The organism is Sinorhizobium garamanticum (assembly GCF_029892065.1).
GTDB lineage: Bacteria > Pseudomonadota > Alphaproteobacteria > Rhizobiales > Rhizobiaceae > Sinorhizobium > Sinorhizobium garamanticum.
The window spans coordinates 786824-812008 of the sequence record NZ_CP120374.1; the positions used below are offsets into that span (position 1 = coordinate 786824).

The 25185-nt window shown below is 59.8% G+C and carries 17 protein-coding genes and 4 pseudogenes; 9 read left to right on the top strand and 12 right to left on the bottom strand.

Going from position 1 to position 25185, the window contains the following annotated elements:
• The first annotated feature begins 29 nt into the window (after positions 1-29).
• Positions 30-598, top strand: a pseudogene (locus tag PZN02_RS23665) (NnrU family protein).
• Between the two features lie 689 nt (positions 599-1287).
• Here PZN02_RS23665 and PZN02_RS23670 read toward each other — a convergent pair.
• From PZN02_RS23670 to PZN02_RS23690, 5 genes are all read right to left on the bottom strand, one after another.
• The gene (locus tag PZN02_RS23670; protein WP_280663077.1) at positions 1288-2061 is read right to left on the bottom strand and encodes a helix-turn-helix transcriptional regulator; all 774 of its coding nucleotides are present in this window, start codon (positions 2059-2061) and stop codon (positions 1288-1290) included.
• 634 nt (positions 2062-2695) lie between these two features.
• Positions 2696-3814, bottom strand: a complete 1119-nt coding sequence (locus PZN02_RS23675; protein WP_425336363.1) for a Fic family protein — start codon at positions 3812-3814, stop codon at positions 2696-2698.
• Positions 3815-4165: 351 nt separating this feature from the next.
• On the bottom strand, positions 4166-4642 hold the full coding sequence (locus tag PZN02_RS23680; protein WP_280663080.1) for a cupin domain-containing protein: 477 nt from the start codon (positions 4640-4642) through the stop codon (positions 4166-4168).
• A gap of 745 nt (positions 4643-5387) precedes the next feature.
• Positions 5388-5639, bottom strand: coding sequence for a DUF6074 family protein (locus PZN02_RS23685; protein ID WP_280663081.1), 252 nt, complete (start codon positions 5637-5639; stop codon positions 5388-5390).
• A gap of 161 nt (positions 5640-5800) precedes the next feature.
• Positions 5801-5995 (bottom strand): heavy metal-binding domain-containing protein, encoded by a 195-nt coding sequence (locus PZN02_RS23690; RefSeq protein WP_280663248.1) that lies wholly within the window; start codon positions 5993-5995, stop codon positions 5801-5803.
• Between the two features lie 827 nt (positions 5996-6822).
• Between PZN02_RS23690 and PZN02_RS23695 the strand changes: the two genes are divergently transcribed.
• The gene (locus tag PZN02_RS23695; RefSeq protein ID WP_280663082.1) at positions 6823-7044 is read left to right on the top strand and encodes a hypothetical protein; all 222 of its coding nucleotides are present in this window, start codon (positions 6823-6825) and stop codon (positions 7042-7044) included.
• 41 nt (positions 7045-7085) lie between these two features.
• Here PZN02_RS23695 and PZN02_RS23700 read toward each other — a convergent pair whose 3' ends face one another.
• Positions 7086-7274 (bottom strand): hypothetical protein, encoded by a 189-nt coding sequence (locus PZN02_RS23700; protein ID WP_280663083.1) that lies wholly within the window; start codon positions 7272-7274, stop codon positions 7086-7088.
• Between the two features lie 240 nt (positions 7275-7514).
• On the opposite strand from PZN02_RS23700, the gene PZN02_RS23705 reads away from it, so the two are divergent.
• Entirely contained in the window at positions 7515-7718 is a 204-nt protein-coding gene (locus tag PZN02_RS23705) for a hypothetical protein (protein ID WP_280663084.1), read from the top strand.
• Between the two features lie 59 nt (positions 7719-7777).
• Here PZN02_RS23705 and PZN02_RS23710 read toward each other — a convergent pair.
• Positions 7778-8011 (bottom strand): annotated as a pseudogene (locus tag PZN02_RS23710) (NYN domain-containing protein); the annotation flags it as partial.
• 596 nt (positions 8012-8607) lie between these two features.
• Between PZN02_RS23710 and PZN02_RS23715 the strand changes: the two are divergent.
• From PZN02_RS23715 to PZN02_RS23730, 4 genes are all read left to right on the top strand, one after another.
• Positions 8608-12618: a DUF5801 repeats-in-toxin domain-containing protein gene (locus PZN02_RS23715; protein WP_280663085.1), complete on the top strand. Its 4011-nt coding sequence runs from the start codon at positions 8608-8610 to the stop codon at positions 12616-12618.
• Positions 12619-12691: 73 nt separating this feature from the next.
• The gene (locus PZN02_RS23720; protein WP_280663086.1) at positions 12692-14458 is read left to right on the top strand and encodes a type I secretion system permease/ATPase; all 1767 of its coding nucleotides are present in this window, start codon (positions 12692-12694) and stop codon (positions 14456-14458) included.
• A gap of 3 nt (positions 14459-14461) precedes the next feature.
• Positions 14462-16003, top strand: coding sequence for an HlyD family type I secretion periplasmic adaptor subunit (locus PZN02_RS23725; protein WP_280663087.1), 1542 nt, complete (start codon positions 14462-14464; stop codon positions 16001-16003).
• 65 nt (positions 16004-16068) lie between these two features.
• Positions 16069-17307, top strand: a complete 1239-nt coding sequence (locus PZN02_RS23730) for a flavin-containing monooxygenase (protein ID WP_280663088.1) — start codon at positions 16069-16071, stop codon at positions 17305-17307.
• A gap of 312 nt (positions 17308-17619) precedes the next feature.
• Here PZN02_RS23730 and PZN02_RS23735 read toward each other — a convergent pair whose 3' ends face one another.
• The gene (locus tag PZN02_RS23735; RefSeq protein ID WP_280663089.1) at positions 17620-19392 is read right to left on the bottom strand and encodes an adenylate/guanylate cyclase domain-containing protein; all 1773 of its coding nucleotides are present in this window, start codon (positions 19390-19392) and stop codon (positions 17620-17622) included.
• 222 nt (positions 19393-19614) lie between these two features.
• A pseudogene (locus PZN02_RS23740) lies at positions 19615-19785 on the bottom strand (LysR family transcriptional regulator); the annotation flags it as partial.
• A gap of 194 nt (positions 19786-19979) precedes the next feature.
• On the opposite strand from PZN02_RS23740, the gene PZN02_RS23745 reads away from it, so the two are divergent.
• A complete protein-coding gene (locus tag PZN02_RS23745) occupies positions 19980-20285 on the top strand; it encodes a hypothetical protein (RefSeq protein ID WP_280663249.1) in 306 nt (101 codons plus the stop codon).
• A gap of 328 nt (positions 20286-20613) precedes the next feature.
• On the opposite strand, the gene PZN02_RS23750 is transcribed toward PZN02_RS23745, so the two are convergent.
• The 3 genes and pseudogenes from PZN02_RS23750 to PZN02_RS23760 all read right to left on the bottom strand — a co-directional run bounded on the left by PZN02_RS23750 (position 20614) and on the right by PZN02_RS23760 (position 23056).
• Positions 20614-21582 (bottom strand): 3'-5' exonuclease, encoded by a 969-nt coding sequence (locus PZN02_RS23750; RefSeq protein ID WP_280663090.1) that lies wholly within the window; start codon positions 21580-21582, stop codon positions 20614-20616.
• Positions 21579-22446 (bottom strand): annotated as a pseudogene (locus tag PZN02_RS23755) (nucleotidyl transferase AbiEii/AbiGii toxin family protein). The gene PZN02_RS23750 and the pseudogene PZN02_RS23755 overlap by 4 nt, the downstream one beginning before the upstream one ends.
• Positions 22439-23056, bottom strand: coding sequence for a type IV toxin-antitoxin system AbiEi family antitoxin domain-containing protein (locus PZN02_RS23760; RefSeq protein ID WP_280663091.1), 618 nt, complete (start codon positions 23054-23056; stop codon positions 22439-22441). The pseudogene PZN02_RS23755 and the gene PZN02_RS23760 overlap by 8 nt, the downstream one beginning before the upstream one ends.
• Before the next feature lie 479 nt (positions 23057-23535).
• On the opposite strand from PZN02_RS23760, the gene PZN02_RS23765 reads away from it, so the two are divergent.
• A complete protein-coding gene (locus PZN02_RS23765; RefSeq protein ID WP_280663092.1) occupies positions 23536-24915 on the top strand; it encodes an enoyl ACP reductase FabMG family protein in 1380 nt (459 codons plus the stop codon).
• The last annotated feature ends 270 nt before the right edge of the window (positions 24916-25185 follow it).

Consider the following 25185-nt stretch of genomic DNA (forward strand, 5'->3'; position numbering starts at 1 on the left):
CGCGGCTCGGCCAGCCTGCGGAGACGACGATGTTTGTCTTGATTCTCGGCCTACTGATCTTTCTGGGCGTGCACTCGGTTCGTATTTTTGCGCCCGATTGGCGCAATCGGCGCATTGCAGCTATGGGGGACGGACCCTGGAGAGGGTTCTATTCGCTCACCGCGCTGATCGGTCTCGCGCTGATCGTCTGGGGGTTTGCCATTGCCAGGCAGGATGCTCCTGTCCTTTACGAGCCCCCGGACTGGCTGAGCATATCGCACTTGCGTTGATGCTTTTCGCCTTCATCAGCCTCGCAGTATTTGTCTTGCCGGCCGGTCGCCTGAAGCCTGTTCTGAAGCACCCAATGCTCGTATCGGTGAAGATCTGGGCACTTGCGCATCTGCTCGCCAATGGCGATCTCGCCTCGCTTTTGCTTTTCGGTGCGTTCCTTTCCTGGGCGGTTGCGGATCGCATCTCGGTCAAACGCCGGGGTGATGACGTCCCGGCGCCGGGGCCGGCAAAGTGGGACATCATGGCTGCGATCGCAGGCGTCTTGCTTTATGTGCTGTTCGTATGGCGGCTGCACGAATGGCTGATTGGCATTACGCCGCTTCCGTGATCTATCGAAGACCGTTGCGGCAACTGGGTATCAGGAAGTCTGTCAGCGCTCGTTGCGCTCCGCTCTCGCTCTAGCCATCGCCTCGACAGCACTTGGCTGAGTAATCACTGGGGTAGTCGAAGTCTCTACCAAACCTCAAGAAACTGCATCCCGCCGTCGATCTCAAGCTGACCTGACGGCCGGGCCGAACGAAGACGGTCACGCTCTACCAGCCAGGCGTGGGACCCTGCCCGCCTGAGCGAGTGTTTGAAGACTGGGTGACCACGCAAAAGAGACCCCGCCGAAGTCGGAGCGGACTCGAGTTGACGCCAATAATGTTGGCGGTTTGATCGTGACAGAAGCAGGCAATTTGTCCAGTTGATCGATCCGACTAGATCAGGTTATCGGTCTTGTGTCGCTTTGCAGTTAATCGTGAGAACGCCTGTCAACGATTTCAGAGGTTGTTAGCTGTACACAAAGTTTGAGAATGTGCAGATAAATTCAGATTCACGATGGGTCTTGGCATTTAACGTGAGAACCGGGCACAGCAACGTAACGGCATTGAATTTACCAGGCGCATTAAATTCAAAGAATACAGGCCTAAAGTATTCGCCGTTTAAGTCCGCCTTTTGTTTACGGTCGACCGACAAGGCGCGTCGCCGTAGTCGCGCGGCGCCACGACATTCAAGCCGACACTTCGGTCAGTTGTGTCAGCGTGATGGTGCGCGGAGCGAGGCGAGATCAGCGTCGCTCCGGAAGTAGCGCGACGCCGCCTCCGTCCGGTTGCGCACGTTCATCTTCTTGTAGATGTTGCGGACATGCACCTTGACGGTGTTTTCGGAAAGCCTGAGACGGTCGGCGATGATCTTGTTCTGCGTGCCCAAGCAGATGAGATCGAGAATCTGGATCTCGCGCATCGTCAGGAGGCCTTGGCCAAAGTCGATCTTGCGTTCCAGATCGATGGCTTCCGAAGACGCCTGGTTTTGCGCGACAAGGCCGCCCCCTCCAAGCCCTCTCGGCGCCAGACGCCGAAGCAACGCGGCGGGAAAATGCTCGCCGCCCTTCATCAAGAGATCGATGGCGGTAAGGCATACGTCGAGATTGAGATTTAGGGGCAGCACGCCGTGAACCAACCCTTCGTCGACAACTCCCGCGATCGACGAGTCGAGCTCGTCCGAATCCTGCACCATCAGGCCGATCGCGGCCTTCGGATGGAACTCGCGGATCGTCCTCATGATCGATGGAAATGCTGCCGCCGGCAGGCGGTAGAGCATGACCAGGCTTACGTCGATAAGATTGCCGTCCAGGAGACCGTCGGCATCGGAAAGGCTAACGACATCCTGATCCTGAAAACGCGCGCTAATCGCCTGCGTCAAACATTCGGCGAACAGGTCGATCTTAGCGAGCATTACAATCTTGCTTTTCTTCGGCAATACCTTTTTGTTATCTTCAAAATTGCTCAGGGTCGAGCTCGTGCGGTACATTTATCCCTCCTTGCCACTCCCTATATTTTGCCGGTTCTGCGTCGCTACCTGAGTGTGTTACGATTAGCCTGAGAAAAATACTCCATGAAAAGTCCTTCATTTCGATGGAGTTCTAGTGGCAGGCAAAATATTGATAGTTATTGAAACTAAGTACCTCAGCTAACAACGCCACTTAATACTTGACGCTAATTATGTTTACCAATACAACCATCGTACGCCATTGTCATTATCGCCCAGTTCCGATAGTTATCGCGCCGTTCATTTCTACCCAAAATGGACTAGCTCAGATCGTCGTCAACAAGGTTACAGTGCCTGAGGAGCGATGCTTCTTTGGAGGGAAGTCAAAAGGTCCGAGCGCTGGCGTTCGGTGAAAATGTTGCGTCAACACTCGCCTCAGGATAATGAAAGCTTTGCGGTCCAGAAATCCTTGGGGATTCAATTGGGACAGCGCAGCGTGTCCGACGCTCTAAGGTCTTTTTTTGACCCTCCTGAGACCTCTGCGGCAACGGGTAAATTCGCCCCCATTTCAGACGATCGGTAGACCGGCCGATAACCGCCGCGTTTTGGGAAGTCGACTGCGTATCCCTCGCCTTGAGCGGAATCGAACCAAGGGCTTCTTGACCGACACCGAAGGTTAGCTAGGAATCTCTTCGACATCAGCCAGAGAGTAGCTGGTACTCCGCCCTCCGCTTGCTTCCCGAATGAGAATTCCGCGTGTCACGAGGTCATTGATGTCGCGCAGGGCGGTGTCCGGTGAGGTCTGCGTTAGCTTGGCCCACTTGGACGACGTTAATTTGCCCTCAAAGCCCTCGAGAAGGCGGTTGACGACCTTGCGCTGGCGCTCACTGAGCGGCTGGCCGGCGTGCGCTTCCCAGAACCGCGCCTTGCGGAGCACATTGGCGAGAATTTCTTCGGCACCGTCAAAGGCGCGATTGAGGCAGCCGAGAAACCATAGTAGCCAGCCGGTGATATCGAGATCGCCCTTCTGTGTCGTCTCGAGGATGGTGTAGTAGTCCTTCCTCTCCTGCCGAATCTGCGCGGACATACTGTAGAAGCGCTGCGAGGTGCCTTCCGACCTGGCGAGCGCCATATCGGCAATGGCGCGCGCAATGCGGCCATTGCCGTCCTGAAAAGGATGTATGGTGACAAACCACAAATGCGCGATCGCTGCTTTCAGGACTGGGTCGTGCGACGCTCGCCCGTTGAACCAAGAAAGAAATGCAGCCATCTCTTCTGGAAGTCGTTCGGCTGCAGGCGCCTCGAAATGGACCGTCTCTCGTCCCATCGGCCCAGAGACCACCTGCATTGGTCCAGAACTTTCGTCTCGCCAAGCACCCACAATGATTTTGGTCATACCGCTGCGGCCGGTCGGGAATAGCGCCGCATGCCAAGCAAACAGCCGCTCATCGGAAAGCGGAGCCTCATAGTTCTGGGTGGCATCCAGCATCATCTCAACGACGCCCTCGACATGGCGGTCGGCAGCAGCGAGCGCACCAATGTCAAGGCCGAGCCGGCGGGCGATCGAGGAGCGGACCTGCTCCTTGTCGAGGAACTCGCCCTCGATCTCACTGGACTTCACAACGTCTTCAGTTAGCGTGTACAGGACTGCTTCAGCGCGAAAATCAAAGCCCAGCGCTTCCATCCGACCGAGTAGGCGCCCTTGCTGATGTCGGACCGCCGCTAACGGCCCTGCCAGAGCATCGTTGCTCCAGCTAAATCTCGGCCAGCCGTTCAGGTTGTGAATATAGCTCAACATTCTCCGCGTCCTTTGCGGTGAATATGACTATTAATCTCCGCAGCCGCAAGTAAATTCTCCGCATTTTTCGCGGAGAATAATGACCATGTTCACCGCACGGGGATATCGCACGAACACCAGCCCAACCATGTAGCGGTTCCCGTTGATAAATTATGCGATCTTCTGTAACGGGTTTTGCGTCAATCCCTTGTGAGCTTAAGACGGCCTGACATCTATCAAGGGAGGGCGGGTGGATCGGGCTGCCGTCGCCCAAGCTTTCAGTTGTTTCCGCCCGGCCCGATCGAAAGAGAAGAGGAAAAGGGCGGCTTTCGCCGCCCACTCAGCTTTATAGGAGGGCGCAAAGACCCGTCACATCTTTTTGCGTGGATCGTCCTGCGGATTGACGTAATCGAGAGCCCATGGACCCATGGTGTTGATCTGAACCACCGTTTCTTCGTCCGTATAGACGTAGTGGTTCATTCCAGGAGGCAGCGAAATGAAGCTGCCTGCAGGCAAAGCCTCGGCCTTGCTTTGATCAGCGGTTTCTCCCATGCCGAGTTTGAACGTGCCAGAGATTACGGTGACATTTTCATCCACTGGATGCGAGTGCGGAGGGACGTGATAACCGGCTGGTACTTTGATGCGGAGCGCGAACTGACCTTCCTTGGTCGGATCACCAAAGAGTACCGCCGCCTGGGCGCCCTTCGGAAGGACCGGCGGAGCTGGCCCCCATTGGATATTGTCCGGCGAAAAGAGAACGTGCTTTTCTCCCGCTTGGGCTGGAACCACGAATAGGCTGGCCGCCAGCGCAGCAGTACCAATCATGAATGCCTGCGCGATTTTCATGGCAAATCTCCCGTCTGAGGTGGCTGCCCCCAGTGAACCGCCGGGAGCAGTCCAAAAAATTCTACGCCTGCATATTGTGGCGAACAATACAAAGCGTCTGGACAAATCGAAAATGCGCCCCCAGCTTTCGGCCATGGGCAGATTCCTGGATGGGAAGGTGGCGCTGATAAAACGCACCCCGCTTCGGGTTCTTTCGGAGCCGATCTTGCACGCGGGCGGCCCACGGCTCCCTCTGTGGGCGACGATCATGTGAATGTCCGAAGTGGAGAAGCGGCTCGAACGTCAGTCAATTGGTGCACCCTACTCGTTCTGATCAACGACGCGAACGACCGCTCCCCACCCACTACTGCTGGTGCTGAGCGGCCAGCGAAGGCGCGTTTAGGGCCTAGAAGCGGAAATTATTGCCGCTCTACGCACGTGCTGACTGGGGCCCAAAGCCAGGGCACAAAGGTGGCATCCACGGTCGCCGCGATCGGAAAACCATCGGGAATTCAAAGGCAATTTCGCTAAGCCTTTGAAAGGATGTGGGAATCAGGCTCCCTCAGCCAGCCATTTTCAAAAGCAAAATCAAGAAGTTAAGGCAACGCCAGCTTGGCCAGACGGCCTTTTACATGTCGCGCCATGTTGCAAATGAATTTCGTTGAATTTCAACGACTACCGTGAAGACACGGCGGCTCCACGCGACATGGAGTGCATGTTTAGGAGATGACCACCGGGGATGATTTCTAATCGCGCCCGGATCGGCCTAAGCGGATGCGTTGTTCTCTTCGTTGGCGAACGCCACCTGCAGATCCATCTGGACCGCGTGCATGAATAGGCCGGCTTGGCGCGATATCTCTTCCTCGACAACGCCCAGCCTCCTGTGCGCTGCGGCGAAGCTAACCATCTCTGACCGCCAGAAATGATTTGCCGCCTCTCCATGGAGCCGTTGAAGGGCTTCTGCGCATCGTTTGACATCACCTGTGCGCCGATCGGACGGGAACTGCAGAACGGTCATGCTGTCTCCATTGTTGCCCAGGCGAATCGCCTGAGGATGGGGCCACAATCGCCGCCAGTCCTTCACAAAGATTGAACAGATTGCTCATGCCGGCTCCAAGAACGGCGACTCCACGCGACACGGAATGCGACATGGCTATCGGGTCTCTGCCTTGGCAAAGATTACCCCGTTAGTTTGACGGCAGTTCCGCTTGCAGCAACGAACAGTATCCCGCCTCCAGACCCGCCTGCAGATACTTCGCTGTAGTAAAGGCGGACCGCGATAATCGCATCTGCTCCGATGGCGGCGGCTTCCGCTTTAGTTCGTCCCTTTGGGCGATATTGACTCCCGCAAGCATCCTGCCATCCTGCACCAATACGTTGGAACCAATGGGAGGTTCTTGTTTTGGATGCAGTGTACCCTGGGGATACAGCTAGCGTTCACGATATTCTCGATCTGGCATCGCATTACCGAGCAGCCGCGATTTTGCTTGGGGAACGCTCCCCTCGGGGCAAACCGCTATCGCACACTCCACGCCGGCTTCTGGCCCTGCACTCGATTGAGCTCTACCTGAATGCGTTTCTACTCACCAAAGGACATGACCCCAAGGCCATCCGTGGCCTTCAGCACAAGATTGACGAGCGCGCTCGAAGGGCGATTGATGCCGGCTTGATCCTGCGCAAGCGTACGACCGAACACTTGGAGACCCTGACCTCGAACAGGGAATATCTCGTCACAAGATACGGTCCTGAAATGACCGCTACCCTCTCCCAGGTAAACCGAGTTATGGCAACGCTCGACGAGTTGTCGCAGAAGGTACCGAAAGTCGTAAGGGGCGCTGCGCCACCGCAGCGCTAAAGCCTGACGAAGTCGGCGCAGGCCGGACGCAATCAACAAAACCCGCGTAGGAACCAGATTTCGACCGCCCCGCATCGCGCCGGCATAGAGACATCGGAAAAGCCTTCCCTGAGCGTTTTACGGCCGTAGGGAAGCGTTGAGGCCGGCGCCCTTTTGATTTCCGATTTGGAAATTTCAATCAGCGCCTGCATTGGAGGCATACGCCTCCTTGTGCCGTTGACCACGGATGTACTGCCAGCGGCACGGGGTGGCGACAGAAGGGTCGGGTACAGCCCGGTCTTTTTTATTGCCTACTGCGCGCGAGATGCCAATCTATGCGATTATAAGGTGTGGTGGGAGAGATGACGTGGCGAGAAGCAAGGAACACATCGATAACCTGCTGAGACTGCGTCAGGAATTGGTCGAGCGTCGACGCGCGGTTGCCAGTAATAAAGAGCCAGGGGAGATCGTGGCAACTGCAAAGGGCGTGATTGAATTTCAGATGAGCATCGAGGCGATCGATCGAGCCATAGACGACGAAAAAAGGCTACACGGGGCTTCAGTAGCCCGATCGGGCGGCGCCCCCTAATCCTTGGTCACGCGTGCCCGGCCGGATCTGGTCAATCTGCGTTAATATTCGCTGATCTTGTCCATGATCTCGTCAGGTGTCTCGTTAACCTGGAACATCACGCAGGTCCCGTTATTGGGCGCGAAGGTGACGAGAGTGGTGCGCCGCTTGCCCTCTACCCGATGGAAGTGCGTAACAGTGTCCATGTTGATGAAAATCGGTCCATTGCTGTCGTGCAATTCGAGCCACATGGATTGATCCTCTCTCTGAGATAGCGTGCCTCAAGATAGCACCAAAAGAGCCCGGGAAATGTGGCGGTCAACAATCACAGTAGTCCCTTTGGGCGGCGGGTGGAGAAGGTTTCAGCGGTTCCACGATGGATGATGAGGAACGGCAGGAAATCACCTACACTACGGGGGACTCCTGGCCTTTTTTGTGCTCTGGAGGAACCATACTCTACCTACGATGTTTCGTCCCTTTGGACGGGCGATATGACGAAGCGCCACATAAATTTGGCGAGGCGTATCCGGCGGATAATGACATCCGCCCGCAACATCGATTTCCTCCGATCTCTGCCCGTGTTCCAAGTCCAGCCGCTGCCCCTGAAGTTCGTCGATCTCCTGCAACAGTTGGATGATGAGGAAAATAACGCTGGGGAAGCAGGGAAAACAAAACCGCCTTTAGGAACCAATTGAGAGGGGCTGAGCTTTTTGTGCCGCTTTTAAGCGCGGGCTACATATGACTCGCGACTGCTTCACGCCCGTCTGCGCTTCGGACTTAGAACCGCGTCTTCTCTGGCTGATTCGGTCGCATGCGGGGCAGGTTCTGACGGACGGCGGTCGATTTCATCGCGCAGGGTGATAAGATCAATGAAGTGGTCCGCCTGACGGCGCAATTCATCCGCAATCATGGGCGGTTGGGTCGAGATGGTTGAGACGACCGAAACTTTGCGCCCCTTGCGCTGCAACGCTTCCACAAGAGTCGTAAAAGGGAAACGTTCACGGCGACGCTCAGGCCCGGGAAGTCGCTGGCCGTCTAGAGGACGAGGTTGAGCTCGTTGAGGCTGTAGAAATCCATCGCTTCGAAATCTTCGGCAACGAGCACACGTCAAGCTCTTATAATCGAGCGGCAGGAAATTCATCTCTCCACGGAAGGGGCCACCTACTCCGAAGGAATTAGGTGGGAACTATCCTAGCCCGTAAGGGTAGCTTGAATAAAGCGAAAAGCGGGCGCTCCATACTCCGACGACGCCGCCGCCATCTACCCAACTGGGAGTAGGTATAGAGAGTCGGGGTGCGCTCCTATTCCGAGAGATGGCTGACGACCTCATCCAAGGGGGGGTGCCTTGCGCGGATCCGCGCAAGGCAATTTGGCAATGGCAGCCACGAAAAGTGCCATCAGCGGATTATTTCAATCACCACAGCTATTCGATTGCTGGGCTGCAAAGATTTGCGGCCAGCAGCCTGCCTCCGCCTCTTTCCACGAAACATGACAGCAGGTGCGCCCCGGCCACTCCAGCGATCCAGCGGGAGGACCTAAACCACTGACGACCGTTGAGGCCGCTCTTTATAAGGGAGAAGGACCATGGCTATCACGCTCACGCCTACTGGCGCGTTTGTCGTTCTCGATGAAACCGATGGTTTGCAAAACGCGACCGCTACACCGTCCCCGCCGTCCCCTGCGGGCGACGCCGACGATAATGATATTTTGGCGAGCAGCCTGCCGACGGCATTTTCGAGCCGGTTGATCACCACCTACGGCCTGACGGTGGATGAGGCGGCGCTCAGCGGCTACAACGGCGCCAACACCGGCAGTAACATCCTGACCGTCAGCGGCGCCACCGCGTCCAGCGACTTCGCGCTTACCGGCGCCAATGGAGTCGCGTTCACGGATTACGAGACTGGCGCGACCTCCACCTTCAGCAGCGGTTTGTTCGCGGTGGCTGACGACGGGACTGTCACGGAAGTCTTTCTCTTCACCGATCCGACCAACAACAACATCGTGTACGGCGTGGCCGGGAACAGCGGCGACGATCCCATCGCGTTCTCGATCTATCTCGAAGAAGTCAAGACAGCCGGCAGCACCACCGGCGCCAAGATGTGGACCGTGATCGCAGACGGCTACACGCTGGCGCACAACACCGATGGCAGCAGTGTTGCTGATCATGACGACTTCCTCGACCTGACGAACAAGCTGTTCGTCTCCGCCATCGGAGAGACCGAATTCTCCTTCGCAAGCGCGCCTTCGGGCCAGAACCTCTTCATGATGTTCGGAAACACGTCGCTGGCGATCCTTGTCACCGGCGAGGATCCGGCCAACCAGTCGGCCGGCCAGAACGTGTCGAATGACGGCGACACCGTCAATACAGGCCAGGGCGGCGGTGCTACCACGCTCGGCACCGAAGGTCAGCAGATCAAGGCCCAAAAGGCGATGGTCGTCACCTTCGTCACGGGGGCCAATTCCGACTTCCTCGTTCCTGGGCTTACACCGACCGAGGCAAACCTCGAATCTAACATCGCTTTCTCAGGCTATGCCCAAGACGTCCTGGGTGCAGAAATCACCATCTCGCAAATGACCCCCGCCAATGTCAACACGAGCGCGACGGTGGAGATCCAGGCCTTTCTCACGGCAGACGGAACCGGCAACAACTACATCGACAACAACGCGCTCGTGAACGGCGACACTGGGGTCGGTATCGAGTCGGTGAGCGTTATCCGCGCAGGGGTCGACATCACCGGCACCCTGGGCGTGGCCGTGACGATCTCCGGCCACACAGCCACGATCACCGGCGTAAAGGATGACGATGTCATCCGGTACACAACCACTGACGAACACAATCGGGTGCTGGTCCGCAACGATCAGCCGGCCTCAGGCCAGGGTAGCAACGTGTCCTTCGATCTCGGCGGCTTCAAAATCACGCAGGTCGCGAGTGACGTCGAAGAGATCGGCTCGAAGGTCCGGTTCGAGGATGACGGGCCGGACGCGGTGGCGAAGGATGTTGCGGGACCGACGGCGACGCTCGACGAGTCGCCGCTGGCGCCGAACGGCGACGGCGTGAACTCGGTCACGATCTCGGCGGCGACGATCGCTGCCCTGTTCGAGACCCCGGATTTCGGCGAGGACGGCGAGGGCAGCGTGAGCTACACGCTGTCGGGCGCCGCTGGCGCGCAGACCGGGCTGTGGCTCACCGGCGAGTCGGCACCGGCCGACGAGATCCTGCTGGTCAAGGTCAGTGATACCGTGTGGGAGGGCCGCAAGGGCGGCGGGACCGGCATCCTCGCCTTCACGGTCTCGATCAATGGTTCGACCGGCGAAGTGACCGTTACCCGCAGCAGCGCGACGCTCGAGCACACCGTCGACGGTAGCACCGCGGCGGCGCACGACGACGCGCTGACGATGGCGACCACCGCCAACTTGTTCGTGGTGCAGCACCTCACCGACGGCGATGGCGATACCGACAGTGCTACCGCAACCAACCCGTTGACCATCAAGTTCGAGGATGACGGGCCGGATGCCGCGGCGAAGAACGTCGCGGGGCCGACGGCGACGCTCGACGAATCGCCGGCGGCGCCGAACGGCGACGGCGTGAACTCGGTCACGATCACGGCGGCGACGATCGCAGCGCTGTTCGAGACCCCGGATTTCGGCGCCGACGGCCAGGGCAGCGTGAGCTACACGCTGTCAGGCATCGACGGCGCGCAGACCGGGCTGTGGCTGACCGGCGAGTCGGCACCGGCCGACGAGATCCTGCTGGTCAAGGTCAGCGATACCGTGTGGGAGGGCCGCAAGGGCGGCGGGGTCGGCACCCTCGCCTTCACGGTCTCGATCAATGGTTCGACCGGCGAAGTGACCGTCACCCGCAGCACCGCGACGCTCGAGCACACGACCGATGGCAGCACCGCGGCGGCGCATGACGACGCGCTGACGATGGCGGCCACCGCCAACCTGTTCGTGGTGCAGCACATCACCGACGGCGATGGCGACACCGACAGCGCCACGGCCGCCAATCCGCTGGCCATCAAGTTCGAGGATGACGGGCCGGATGCGGTAGCGAAGAACGTCGCAGGACCGACCGCGACGGTCGACGAGTCGCCGCTTAGCCGCGACGGCGTGAACTCGGCGACGATCGCAGCCGCGACGATTGCCGCGCTGTTCGAGGCCCCGGACTTCGGAGCCGACGGCCAGGGCAGCGTGAGCTACACGCTTTCGGGCACCAACGGTGCGCAGACAGGGCTGTGGCTCACCGGCGAGTCCGCGGCTGCCGACGAGATCCTGCTGGTCAAGGTCAGTGATACCGTGTGGGAGGGCCGCAAGGGCGGCTCGGGTGGCATCCTCGCCTTCACCGTCTCGATCGACGGCACGACCGGCGAAGTGACGGTCACCCGCAGCAGCGCGACACTCGAGCACACGGACGACGGCAGCACCGTGGCGCAGCATGACGACGCGCTGACTTTGGCGGCCACCGCCAATCTGTTCGCGGTGCAGCACGTCACTGACGGCGACGGCGACACCGACAGCGCAACAGCGGCCAATCCGCTGACGATCAAGTTCGAGGACGACGGGCCGACCGTCACGGTCGAGAACTCCAGCGGGTCATACGCCGTGGGCGCTCAGGGAACCTGGAATGACAACGATCCCGGCAGCGACGGGTTCGCGTCGCTGAGCGTGAACTTTGATGGCTACGAGATCGACGACGATGGTCCCGTTACCGTCGACACCGCGCTCACAAAGACCGGCGCCTTCACCTTCGACGGGTCGATCACGGACGACTTCAACGGCGACGGCACCGACGAGACCGTGGACTTCACGCTGACTTTCGATCCGGTCAACGACAGTTATGCGATCGAGGTCACGACACCGCCCTGTTCGGTTACCACGTTCTCGACCGCGAACGGAAGCCTTGACGCAGGCGGGCCGGACCCGGTGCGGACGCTGACGGTCAACAGCACCGACATCGTGTTCTTCGCCGTCAATGCCCTTGCTCCGACGACCAACGGCACTCCCGCGAAAGACGCAATTGCTGACTTCCTCGACGACAGCGAGGCGACAATTCAAGGCACCGCACCCTTCCTCAGCCCGGCGGCGATGAATGTCAGCACGGCGGGGATCGGGCTCGCCGACAACCTGTTCGAGGGCAACGCCAACGCCGGAATCGACGGTGCCACGACGCAAGGCGGCAAGATCGACGAAAGTTTCGTTGTCGACCCGCACGTTGACGTCAGCAGCGTGAAGGTGATCATCAACGACCAGACGAACGGTGGTTACACCCCGGCGACCGAGGAGCTTTTCTACCGGATCTACTTCACCGATGGGACGGTCAGTGCTCCGGTCAAGGTCCTCGCGGGAGACCTCACGGCCGCCGGCAAAGGCCTGGTCTCCTTCACGGTGGGCGATCCCACTGGGCCGAACGAAATCGACGCGGTACAGCTCCTGATGGGCACAGGTACGATCAAGGTCCCAACCATCGAGTTCACCACGTCGGTGACGTTTAATCCGGAGCCGCTCCACCTCGACTTCACCGCCAAGCTGTTCGACGGTGATGGCGACAGCAGTTCGGACCCGTTCTCGATCGATCTCGACGCCACGGTCGTCTGACACAATAGCGAGCCCGCCCCGGAGGGCGGGCTCGCACCCTTCCCAAAGGTCTCCAGTTCACGGAAGGTAATCGATGCCACCGGACACCAGCACGACCCGTCTCGCGGACGTCATGGGCGCCATACGTCGGCAGTTCCCGCTGCTGATCGTGCTGAGCTGCCTTCTCAACCTGCTGCTCCTCGTCGCCAGCATCTACATGCTGCAGGTCTATGACCGGGTGCTCTCGAGCGGGTCGCTGGACACGCTGCTGTGGCTGACGCTGATCGCGATCTTCGCCGTCGTGATCTACGGTGCGCTCGAGCAGGCAAGGCGCGTGGTCCTCGGCCGCGCCGCCGGCTGGCTCGACGCCGAGCTCAACGTGCCGATGCTGAGGCGCGCCATGGACGTGCGGCTCGCGGGAAAGGAGGGGCGCGCCGGCACCCGTGATGTGGCCGATCTGCGGACCTTTTATGCGGGCGATGCCGTGCTCGCCTTTCTCGACATGCCCTGGAGCGTAATCTTCCTCGCCTTCATCTGGGCCCTGCACCCGGCACTGGGCGTGGTTGCCACGGCCGGTGCCTTCGTCCTAATGGGGCTCGCCCTGGCGAACGACGCACTGACACGGGACAGGCAGAAGCGCGTCGCAGGCGTCATCAAGACCCACCAGGAGAACGCCATGCGCTATGTCGATGCCGGCGAGACGATCTCGCCTCTCGGCATGGCACGGGCAGTCTTCGACCGCTGGCGCCGCCGCCAGGCCGAGGTGGTGGCCGAGCAGCAGCTATTGGCCGATCGGACGACCACGATCCTTTCGATTTCGCGCAGCCTCCGGCTGATCCTGCAAATTGCCATCCTGGCTGCCGGCGCCTATTTCGTCATCCTCGGCGAGATAACCGCGGGCGCCATGATTGCCGGCTCGATCGTCATGGGCCGGGCGCTCGCCCCGATCGAACGGGCGACCGGCGCCTGGCGTGCCTTCGTCGCAGCGCGGAGCGCGCATGCGAACTTGAAGGAGCTCTTCGCCGGCACGTCACGCGATGCGCGCGACCGCGTCGCCCTCCCCCGCCCCAAAGGCGGGCTTGTCTTCGAAAACGTGTTCTATCTCCCTCCCGGCTGTCAGGAGCCGGTCCTCAGCGCCATTAGCTTCGCGATTAACCCGGGCGAGAACTGTGCCGTGGTCGGCCCATCGGGCGCCGGCAAGTCGACCCTCTGCCGCCTCGCGGTCGGCGCCTGGAAACCGACCAAGGGCCATGTGCGCCTCGACGCGGCCGACGTTTTCGACTGGGATCCGGAGGATCTCGGCCCGCATATCGGCTATTTGCCGCAGCAGGTCGAGCTCTTGCCGGGCACGGTTGCCCAGAACATCGCACGCTTTCGCGAAGTGGACAGCAACGCGCTGATCCGGGCAACTGAGGTCGCCGGCGTGCACGAACTGATCCTCTCATTGCCAGACGGCTACGAAACCGAGATCGCCCTGCACTCGCAGCGGATCTCGCTCGGCCAGCGGCAGCGCCTCGGACTTGCGCGCGCCCTGTACGGCGATCCGTCCTTCGTCGTGTTGGATGAGCCGAACGCGAACATGGACGAGGCCGGGGACCGCGCCCTGATCGAAGTGCTGACTACACTCAAGCAGCTTCGAACGACGGTCCTGATCGTCACCCACCGCGCTTCGGTGCTGACGTGCGCCGACAAGGTCCTGGCACTTCACAACGGCACCGTCGCAGCCTTCGGTCCGCGCGAGAAGATGGTGCGGCCGGTCCAGCCGGCCGGATCAACGGCCGCGAGGCCGTTGCACGCGCCTCGTCTCGAGGAGCCATCGCAAATCCCTGGCCGCGAGAACCGCCTTAAAGCGGGGGAATGAAACATGTTCGATAAGCTGGAACTGGTTGGGATTGCTGTTGGCGACATCGAAATGCAGCTGTCCCGCGCCATTGACAGGCTGCAGGCCGGTTACGCCGTGGCGATCGCCGCCATCCATGATCAGTTGGCGCTTGCCGGCATCGCATTGAGCGAAACGGCCATTGCAGTCATCATACTGGCGACTGCGGCAATCGCTTTCCTCGCCCTCGCGCGAATGCTGCGCCCCGGCAAGCGGCCCAGCGCCGAGACGTCGCCGGATCCGCTCGCGGCGGCCACCAGGATGCCGCGACGTCTGGGGCTCCTGGCCGTCACGCTGTTCCTTCTGGTGCTCGGCGGCTGGTCCGTGCTCGCCCCGTTGGCGAGCGCAGCGCTCGCCCCCGGCGTCGTCAGCCCCGACGGGTACCGCAAGACCATTCAGCACCTCGAAGGCGGGATCGTTCGGTCGATCCATGTCCGGGAGGGTGACATGGTCAGCGCCGGAGATCCGCTGATTACTCTCGATGACACGAAGGCCAAGTCTCAGGACGCGGAAATTCGGGAGCGACTTCTGCACGTTCTGGCGACCGAGGCTCGGCTCGAGGCCGAGCGCACCGACGCTGCCGAAATCAGCTTCCCCGAGTTTCTCCTTCGCAGCAGCTCCGCGGACCTGCAGCGATTGATGGAGGGGCAGCGGCAATTGTTCGCCAGCCGGCAAGCGGCACATCGCGGTCGCATCCAGATCCTCCAGGCGCGCGTCCGCCAGCTCGAGGAGCAGAATGCCGGCCTGCGGGAGGTGATCGCCGCCGAAGTCGATCAGATCGCATTGATCGACGAAGAAATCTCGGCCGCGCAGGATCTTTTCGAGAAGCATTTGGAGCGCAAGCCGCGAATACTGGCGCTCAAGCGTCATCGGGCCGATATCGCAGCCGCAAAGGCAGCCAATCGGGCGAAGATCGCCGAGAACGCACAAGCCATGGGCGAAACCGATCTGCAGCTGCTTACGATCGCCGAGGAGCGCCAGGAAAAGCTCGGTTCGGAGCTCGCTGAGATGCGCCGGATCCTGGCGGAGCTCAAAAGCCAGCTGCCGTCGCGCGAGGACATACTCGAGCGCACAGTCATTCGCGCACCGGTGGCTGGCACGGTGATGAACCTCCACGTGACGACGGAGAGCGGCGTGATAGAGCCGGGACAGGCGCTGCTCGACCTCGTTCCGAACGACAGCGGAGTGGTCATCGACGCCCGGGTCCGACCGACCGACATCGAACGCGTCAGACCCGGCATGTCCGCCCGCGTGATCCTCACGGCCTATCGGCAGCGGAGCCTGCCGCTCATTCACGGCCGGCTGCGCTCGATCTCAGCCGATGCGATCGCCGATGAACGAACGGGCGTGACCTATTTCCTTGCAAAAGTGGCGGTCGCTCCGGCAGATCTATCAAAGCTCGAGGACGTGCACCTCATTCCTGGCATGCCGGCCGAGGTCATGCTCATGGACGGCGAGCAGAGCCTGTTCCAATATCTGCTTAGCCCGATCCTCGACAGCCGCCGGCGAGGCCTTATCGAAAACTGAGACGGCATCAGCGAAGGGCTGAGTTTCCGAGCTGTCCGTAATGCAGAGCTTGAGATGGGAGAGATATGAGTGGGATCCTTGATGCCGTTGTAATAGGTGCTGGCTCTGCCGGACTCGGCGTCAGCCAGGTCCTGAAACAACTATCTCTCGATCACCTGGTGCTTGAGCGCAGCCGGATCGGTGAGACATGGCGGACGCAGCGCTGGGACTCGTTTCGGCTGAATTCGCCGAAGATACGCTCGATGCTGCCCGGCGATTCCTTTGATGGGCCAGATCCTTGGGGTGCTAGCACGCAGCATGAATTTGTCGCCTATCTCGAAAGTTACGCTGCACGGCACAAGCTGCCGGTGCGAACGGAGACTCCGGTACTCGAAATGACGAGAGACAACGGGCTATTTCAGGTGGCAACGCCGGCTTGCACCCTTCGGTCCCGCAACGTCGTCGTTGCTACCGGCAGTCTGAATTGTCCGATGCGGCCGCATTGGTCAGCGGAATTGCCACTGGCACTCCCGCAACTCGATTGCTCCGCCTACCGCAATGCGGCCGAACTTGAGCGCGGTGCGGTGCTGGTGGTTGGCAGCGGCCAGTCGGGAGGCCAGATTGCAGAGGATCTAGTGCTGGCCGGGCGATCGGTCTTTCTGGCGACCAGCCGCGCGGGCCGTCTTGTGCGCTGTTATCGCGGCGGCGACATTTTTAATTGGATGACCCTCTCCGGTTTTCTGGACGTGCAGCGCGAAACCCTCATTCTACCCTCAGGGAAATTGCCGCCGCGGGCCTTGCTTGGTGCCACTCACACAATCAGTCTGCAATCGCTGAGTGCTCAGGGTGTCGTATTGCTTGGGCGCTTTACAGGCGTCGAAAATGGCACTCTTCAGTTCGGCGATGAGGTGAGGGAGCATATTCGCTTTGCCGACGACAGCTCAGCCGAGGTCAAGCGCTTTCTTGATCGGTACATCGCGAGTGCCGGTCTTGACGCCCCACCACCAGAGGAAGACCCTGCCGAGACGATTGCCGCAAGACTACCTGATCCACCGATCCGCTCAATCGACTGGGCGACGATCGGCATTCGATCGGTGATATGGTGCACCGGCTTCAAAGGTAATTTCCGATGGGTGCATATCAACGGTGCGCTCGACGCAGCCGGCCAACCGGTCCACAGAGACGGGATCGGGATCATCCCCGGCCTTTATTTCACCGGCCTTGATTTCGCATCGACGCGAAAGTCGGGCACCATACCTGGAGTTGCCGAAGAGGCAACCCGGCTCGCCAACCACCTGGCAAAGAGAGCACGCGACATCGCCTAAGCGAGCGAGCGGGTAGCCGGCGCTCCGACGCCGACATTGTGCTCAATGTTTATAGGGAAGGGCCACGGGACGCTCGATCTTCAGGACGCCCAAGCGGTCCTTGAGAGCTGCGGAGGTAGTAAATTGAGCACCTGAACACTTGCTCTGCTGCAACGACTTTGTCGCAACTTCCGAATGGAGCGATGATTCTACTCCGGGCGCGGCAGCTACGCCTTGCGCACGGGGATCGAACCTTTCTCGGACGTCTGCCTTCAGATCTTGAAGGTTTCGACAGAAGGATGAGACGGTTCCCATGGCGACGGCGAGAAGGCTCTATTGCGCCGCGATGTCGTTCGCTGCTGGCAAGCCGTCGTCCGCGCCCGCTTTGACAAGGCCCTCCCGGATGTGTTGCGTGTCGGATTCCTGAGCGTAGTGTAACGTTGCAAGGAAGGATTCGATGCCGAAGTCGGGCGCGAGCGCCCTGACCTTGTTCATGTGCGCAGAAGCAGCAGTGTTGTCGCCGAGCCACCCGTAGCAGGCGGCGACGAAAGCGTGCTGGACGTGGTCCATCACCGAAAGATGCATGAATGCCTCGATCGCTTCCGCGTACTGCCGCGCGGTGAAATGCGCCTTGCCGAGATGGCTCCAGAACCGTTCCGGGTGGTGGGGATTGAGCCGCATAGCCTTGCGGATCCACTCGCCCCCTTCTTCCGGCCGACCAAGCCACGTCAGCAGTTCGCCCTGCTGGACCACCACCAAGTCGTAGTTTGGATTAATCGAAAGGGCACGCTCCTGGTGATAACGCGCCGTCGTCAGCTCGTTGTTGTTCACGTTCACGGCGGCGAGAATGCGATGCACGTCGGCGTCATTTTCATCGATCGCCAGCGCCCGTTCAAGCTCGGCAATGATTTCGGCCCATACCGCGTCCTTGTCCTCGCACCAGCCGTGCACCCACGCTTGCCCGAGGATGCAGGCCCGCCAAGCGTGGGCATGCGCATAACCAGGGTCGAGTGCTAGTGCCCTGTCTATCAGCGCCTGCGCTTGCTCGTTGTCCGCGACGGTGCCCCGGTGATGCAGCACCTTGGCTGTGAGAGCGCACTCGTAGGCGGCCATGTTCGCCGGCTTTATGCGGGCGAGCTGGTCCCGCTGCGAGGCCTCAAGACGACCTGGCAAAGTGGCTGCTATCGCCGCCGTGACCTCATCCTGAATAGCGAAGATGTCGTCCAGTCTTCGGTCGTATTTATCGGCCCAGACATGAGCATCGTTGACCGCGTCGATGAGCTGGACCGTCACCCGCACCCTGTCGCCGATCTTTCGGACACTGCCTTCTACCAGGTACTGGGCACCCAGCTTCTCGGCCACTTCGCGCACGTTCACAGCTTGGTTCTTGTAGACGAAACTGGAATTGCGCGAAATGACGAAGAGCTCGTGGCGGCGGGACAGCTCGGTGATGATATCCTCGGTCAAGCCGTCGGCGAAAAATTCCTGCTCGGGGTCGCCGCTCATGTTGTCGAACGGCAGAACAACGATCGCGGGCTTGGAAACGGCGCGCTTCGCGTCCTTCTTCTCCGTTGAGTCCGGCAAGACGGAGCCCTCGAGTCCGATACGAAAAAGATGTGCAGGACGGCTGATGTTCTTCAGCATCTTCTCGCCCAGATCCTCGATGGGGACTTCGAGACGGTCGGCAATCTGCGTCGCCACCGCAGCGGTGACGCAGATGCCGCCCACATCAGCCAATTGTTGGATGCGGGCGGCGATATTCACGCCATCGCCGAAGATGTCGTCGTCGTCGAAAATGATATCACCGAGGTTGATGCCGATCCTGAATTCGATCCGCCGATCCTGAGGCACGTCCGAATTGCGTCGCTTCATGCGCTGTTGGATCTCCACGGCGCATTTCACCGCGTCGGTCACACTCTGGAATTCCACAAGCATGCCGTCACCCGTCGTCTTGATGATCCGGCCCTCGTTCTTGGCAATGGCGGGATCGATCAGTTCTATTCGGTGCGTTCTGAGGCGGGCGATGGTGCCTGCTTCGTCGGCCTCCATCAGTCGGCTATAACCTGCCATATCGGCAGCCAGGATTGCGGCTAGTCTCTGTTTCATCGAATTGCCAAAGAATGCGCCATCTCCGGACTGGCAGATCGGCGGCCCGGGGCGATTCTAACGCAGCGCAGCGCGATCGCCTATCTTTAAATTAGCGCCTTCTTTCGAAGGAGGTTAAGCGCCGCACGGGGAAAGGGGCAATCATCGGCCGTAATGAGGCCGCTGTCCCTTTATAACTGTGCGGCATCGATCTGAAAACCGTGACCCAGCGCCTCGAATGGGCACCCGGGCGAGAAACGCCAGCAGCACGCCCGTTGTCGCCGGGTAGACGGTTCCAATCCTCCCGGCGACGGATCGGACCGCCTCAGCCGACAGTCCGATGTCGCCGAGGATCCCCACCGCGCGATCGTAGAACACCTCCCCTCGCCCGCGCACATCGACCGGTTTGCTGCTGTTGCATTTGAAGTGCTGAGCACGGCGGACCGACGCTACGAAATGCCGGTTGAGGAGCGATGGTACGCCTCAATTCGGGGCGTCCATCCTGACCGGACCGTCAATCGATAGACGATGGGTTGTGCAAAGTTTGAGTTGACCGTTTTCGATGGCGAGGCGACACTTGCAACCTGCAGCAAGACAGGAGGAAAATGATGGTCGAGCCAGACCCCTGGCGCCACATGGCAAGCGCGCCGAAAGACGGCCGTCGGATCCTCGTTACGATCCGCCCGTCTGAACAGGGGGCGGCAGAAGTTGACCTCGCATATTGGTCGAATGGCGATCAGTTCGGTGCAGAAGGTTGGCGCGCCTCTGACTCCTCGCCCGGCCGCATCATCGAATACGCCGAGCCCGAATTGAAGTGCTGGATGCCGATGCCCTCGGCCAATCTCGATCGCACCTCGATGCCCTCACCCTGGGAAGGCGAAGACGAGCGAGAGCTCGACGGGTCAGGGATTTAAGAACTCGCTCCGCCATGTTGCGAAGATGATACGCAGCGAGTGGAGAAATCCAGTTGAGCTATCCACAACCATCCTTGCGATGGAATATCAATATCTTCGGAAGTGCCATGCGATAGCTCGGTATTTCTGAGCACCTCTCCCAATCCTATTCATCATGACTGCGTTTAGCTGACTTCCTCGTACACGACGGGGTCAAAAGAACTCTTGAAACGTGCGCTTGCAGCCTGGGGGAACGTCAATCCGATGTAACGGTCGCCTCGAACGGAACCGAACCGCAGAAACACACTGTTACGTCGGAAAGGTAGGTCTCAAATTGCAAAGCGCCTAGTCAGGCTTTGAAGCGATCAAATGCAGTCAGGCGTTTGCTCGGCGGATCGGCTTCATCCCATTGATAAATTTCCGCGCGGAGATACCGAAGCTCGTCGTCGAGTGCCTCTTCAGCAATCTCGACCCACCAGGACTTAGGGCGGCCATCGCTGCCGTCCGACCAACGATAACCGCGCGCCTTGAGGTGATCCTTCATGTCGAATGGGCTGTTTTCCGCGAAGACGCGGACACGAGATCGCCGGCTTGCTTCATAGAGCTCCGCAAACGGCGGCCGCCCCGGCTCTCCCCTCACCTTATCGAGAACTTCGAGCAGGGCAAAGCAGTCGTCGACGGCCCTATGGCCCTCATGGAAATAACCCGCCTGCCCGATCAGGTAACCAAGCTTGGTGCCTTCGAAGCCGCGGGAGGCCCAGTCGATCTCCGAGACCGAGCAAGCCCATGCCTTTCCCGCGAAGATGGGCGAGAAGGCCTCACAGAACGGCCGATCGAAGCCGGCATTATGTGCAATGATCAGATCGGCAGGTTCAATGATGGCGCGCAGCTGACGGAGGTCGATCATCTGGCCCGCCACCATTTCGTCTGTGATGCCGGTCAGGCGCGTGATCTCGGAAGGAATTGGAGCGCTCGGTTGCTGCAAGCCACCATAAACGCCGATGACATCGCCGATGGTGCCGGCCGCATCGAACGTGAACGCCACCGCGCCGATCTCGATGATCTCGTCCTTGCGATGGTTGAGGCCGGTGGTCTCGGTATCGAGGATCACGCCCCTTAGCGGAAATTCGGGGCATGCGATCGTCGCAACGGGACGAGGCTCGAGCTTTCTCAGGATGCGATAGCTGCCAGACTCCTGGAGTTGCCGCACCATATCGTCCTCGCTCAATCCACTCCGAGGGTGGCGCTTCTTCACCGAAGAACCATCCGCCTTAACGGGTGCTGCCTCGTCCGCAACAAACAAATCGAACTGCTTCATTTGCTCAGCCTCGCGGCCGCAACCGCATGCGGCATCAGGAATGTCGCAATCTCCGGAATAATGTCCGTCAGATTTCCCGTATTGTGTGCAACGCCTTCAACGAAAGCACGCCATTGCCGCTGCTTTTGATCGTCCCGTGCAAAGGCGTCTGTCATGGCATCTGGTAGGTCGGTGGGGATCGGCGTCTCGCGCCGCTCGAAGGTGGCGGCGATTGCGCGCGCCAGCCGGTCATCGCTGAAATCAAAGGACCTGCTCAGAATCCAAATGTCGTAGAAATCCTTCATCCGGCTATTTGCACGCCCCAGCATGAGCATCGCCTGGAACTTCTCCGCAATGACCGTCTCGCGCATAGGCTCGGAGCCGGGGCGCCGGGAAATCCAGCATGGAAGGATAGTCCAGCATCTCCGCCCCGGGCTCGAGCGCATCGCCAAAGCCGATGTCGATCGTCAGGTTGATCCGAGCGCCACTGATCGAGGCAACCACCCGCAGCCTTAGCCCGCCATATCCCAGTTCTTCGCGGATGCGATCTACACGCAAGGTACCGGTGTCGAAACTGACCCCGTCATCAGCCTGTTGCGCCAGAATTTCTTGAAAGGTCTCCAGCATTGGGTCCGGGTCGGGGTTACCAAAGCCTAAAAGGTCGAGGTCGCGCGTGCCGCGGTGCGGATCGTCAAACCAGCTCATCATCGGCATGGCGCCCTTCAGCACGAAGCGACCGGCATGGGCCGACTGGCTGAGCCGGAACAGCAACCGTTCAAGGGCGAAACGCGTCAGAACCAGATCAAAGCTTTGCCCACTTGCCTTGGCCAGTTGCAACAGGCGGGCGCGGACCGAGGCGCCGACGTTTCTGATTTCTTTACCCATTGGCGGTCAGCGCCTCTAGATACGGCCGGATTACCGTGCCAACGCCACCGCGGCCGGCCTGAACGGCAATTTCGCCAGGAGTTGCCCTTCGTTGCCGGAGCGCCTCCTGAAGCCCCTCTATCGCCACCGAAAGGCCGATTTTGTTACGATAGCGAAAACAATCGGCAACTGTCTTGGCAACTCCGAAAATCTTTATAGGAACGCCTTCGACGGTGTGGGTTTCGATACCTTCGTTGAGCAGGCTTTCAGTGAAGCGCACGATGCGAATAGGGGTGCCGTCCGGCTTCGGAGCCCAATCCTTGCGACCTATGGCAAGCCACACGTGTCTCGGCAGTTGATCGGTCAGGCCGTGGAACGCGAGGGCCGAGACGAGGCAGATAACGGCTCTCGGAACGCGCTTGGCAACCTCCGCCAGGCTATGGTTGGCAGCGAGCTCCGCATCAGGAAGTTGATAGAGACCGCGGGCAAGCCGGAGCACCTCTCCATCCCGTTCCATACGGCTTACAGTGGCTGCGGTGACGCCTGCGTTCCTGAGTTCCGCCAGACGTACTATGCCGCGCTCAGCTAGCACTGTTCGGGCGATTTGACGTTGAGTGACGGAGCCAGACATTGATACAAAAACTCGGATCGTAGAATCTATGGTCCGAGTTTTTATATCACTACCCAAGGAGCTAAGAAAGCCCCAAGCCAATGCCGGTGGTTCGTCGCGCCCCAAGTTCCGCACGATACACCATCTTTTTAGCAGAGAACGGGAAATCAGTCCGCGCGCGTGCGATCGGTAGGCGCGTGGTGGCGGGCGGCGCCAAGCCCGATCCGGAAGTCGACACCCCTCACCGATCGAAACTGCGGTTAGACAGACCGAGCGTCCATTCCGAGCCCAATGCCAAGACTGGCGGAAGCCAGCGACACCAGTGAAAGGGTATGGTCTCAGGTCTGCTTTATCCGGTTCAGAAATCCTTTGGGGACTTCACGCTTTAAAATGAACAGTCACTTAAAATGACTTCCTATTACGGGTCATTACGGTCATGTGGATTATCCAAGCTCGTGTGAGCCATCGATCGACGACTAACGGACCAAAGAGCTGATTGCATGGAAAACCCGGTCTCATTGAACCGCATCGCCGAAAACAAGGTCTTTCGTAAAGGTGATGTTTTCGTCCTCTTCGGCGAACTATTCGGGCGCGGATATGCGACTGGCTTGCTCGAAGAAGCCCGGCGGGCTGGAATGGAGATCGTGGGAATCACGGTCGGGCGGCGCGACGAGAACAACGCACTGCGGCCTCTGGACGCCGAGGAACTCTCTGCCGCCGAGGCCCGATTAGGCGGCAGGATTATCAACATACCTCTTATGGCTGGCTTCGATCTCGACGCTCCGGCAGGAGGCCCCACTCCGACGGATCTCCTCGCTGCCATGACGCTGGAGAGCTGGGAACATGACACGCTCGATTGGGACTACATCAAACAGTGCCGGGACGTCGCCACCGCACGGTTCACGAATTCGCTTTCGCAGGTCATGGCCGTTCTCGACGGAATGATTGCCGACGGCCGCAATGTCTTCTTCGCCCATACAATGGCCGGCGGCATCCCGAAGGCTAAGGTTTTCCTGGTCGTTGCCAACCGAATCTACAAGGGACGCGGTCCCCGCCACATGTCGTCGCAGGCCCTGCTCGACAGCGACATGGGCAAGCTCATCCTGCGGAACTTCGATGAAGTCTCCGCAATCACCTTCCAACATCTTATCGACTTCAGCGCAGCGATCCGTGAGCGCGTGGAGGTGTCGGGTGGTCAGGCCCGGTATACGGCTTACGGTTACCATGGAACCGCAGTCCTGATTGACGAGAGTTATCGCTGGCAGACCTACACCAACTACACCCAGGGTTACGCCAAGATGCGGCTCGAACGCATCGCGCAAGAAGCCTGGGCAGCGGGCGTCAAGGCAACCGTCTATAACTGTCCCGAAATCCGAACCAATTCGTCCGACGTATTTACGGGTATCGAACTTCCCCTGATACCGCTGCTTCTCGCCTTGAAGAAAGAGAACGGTGGCCAGTGGGCAGAGGACCAATGGCAGGCATGCCAGCAGCTTCTGGCAGACGGCTTCACGATGGAGGATGTTTTCCAGAAAATTACCGATATGCAGGCCAACGAGGTCATGCGTCCGTTTTACGATTTCTCGGCGTGGCCGATGGCAAACAGCCAGGCACAGTCCGATCTGACCATCGGCACGTCCAACGAGATCACGCAGATGCACCGGGACAGCAAGGCGATGATCAGCGACCTCCTGAGTGCACTCGTGGTCGAGGCGACGGGGCAGCTGATTTTTGGCGAGTCCTCAGATCCCTCGGGTCCCGTCCAGTGGCTCAACCACGATGTCGTGGCGCGCCGACTTAACGCTTCCCACCTGCAATGGAAGTCTCCCGCGCCGTTGATCGCGCAAGGCGCGAACGATTCTCACCTTGAGTTGGCCTGACAGCTTCCCGATGTAGCTGGGAAGTTGGTTTCTCTAAGGGGCAAAGGGATACGAGAGTCCGGCAAGAGAGCGCCAATTGCTGTTGTTTTCCGATAGTCTCAGCCTGCAGAAATTTCCAGCTTCTATCCATACCCGCTACCTCTTGTGGCAGGCGGTAGAGACGAACGGCGGAGTTCCAGCACCCTTCGTCCCTTCTCGGGGCAAAGCCGATGCGGTTGCCGGCCGAGACAAGCGTTACCAGCGAGAAGGCGCCGTCACAGCTATAGGCGA

Excerpts from the sequence above, each read along its gene's own strand:
- PZN02_RS23670 (WP_280663077.1), bottom strand. The coding sequence starts at position 2,061 with ATGTACCGCACGAGCTCGACCCTGAGCAATTTTGAAGATAACAAAAAG.
- PZN02_RS23680 (WP_280663080.1), bottom strand. The coding sequence starts at position 4,642 with ATGAAAATCGCGCAGGCATTCATGATTGGTACTGCTGCGCTGGCGGCC.
- PZN02_RS23685 (WP_280663081.1), bottom strand. The coding sequence starts at position 5,639 with ATGACCGTTCTGCAGTTCCCGTCCGATCGGCGCACAGGTGATGTCAAA.
- PZN02_RS23700 (WP_280663083.1), bottom strand. The coding sequence starts at position 7,274 with ATGTGGCTCGAATTGCACGACAGCAATGGACCGATTTTCATCAACATG.
- PZN02_RS23705 (WP_280663084.1), top strand. The coding sequence starts at position 7,515 with ATGACGAAGCGCCACATAAATTTGGCGAGGCGTATCCGGCGGATAATG.
- PZN02_RS23715 (WP_280663085.1), top strand. The coding sequence starts at position 8,608 with ATGGCTATCACGCTCACGCCTACTGGCGCGTTTGTCGTTCTCGATGAA.
- PZN02_RS23720 (WP_280663086.1), top strand. The coding sequence starts at position 12,692 with ATGCCACCGGACACCAGCACGACCCGTCTCGCGGACGTCATGGGCGCC.
- PZN02_RS23725 (WP_280663087.1), top strand. The coding sequence starts at position 14,462 with ATGTTCGATAAGCTGGAACTGGTTGGGATTGCTGTTGGCGACATCGAA.
- PZN02_RS23730 (WP_280663088.1), top strand. The coding sequence starts at position 16,069 with ATGAGTGGGATCCTTGATGCCGTTGTAATAGGTGCTGGCTCTGCCGGA.
- PZN02_RS23735 (WP_280663089.1), bottom strand. The coding sequence starts at position 19,392 with ATGAAACAGAGACTAGCCGCAATCCTGGCTGCCGATATGGCAGGTTAT.
- PZN02_RS23745 (WP_280663249.1), top strand. The coding sequence starts at position 19,980 with ATGGTCGAGCCAGACCCCTGGCGCCACATGGCAAGCGCGCCGAAAGAC.
- PZN02_RS23750 (WP_280663090.1), bottom strand. The coding sequence starts at position 21,582 with ATGAAGCAGTTCGATTTGTTTGTTGCGGACGAGGCAGCACCCGTTAAG.
- PZN02_RS23760 (WP_280663091.1), bottom strand. The coding sequence starts at position 23,056 with ATGTCTGGCTCCGTCACTCAACGTCAAATCGCCCGAACAGTGCTAGCT.
- PZN02_RS23765 (WP_280663092.1), top strand. The coding sequence starts at position 23,536 with ATGGAAAACCCGGTCTCATTGAACCGCATCGCCGAAAACAAGGTCTTT.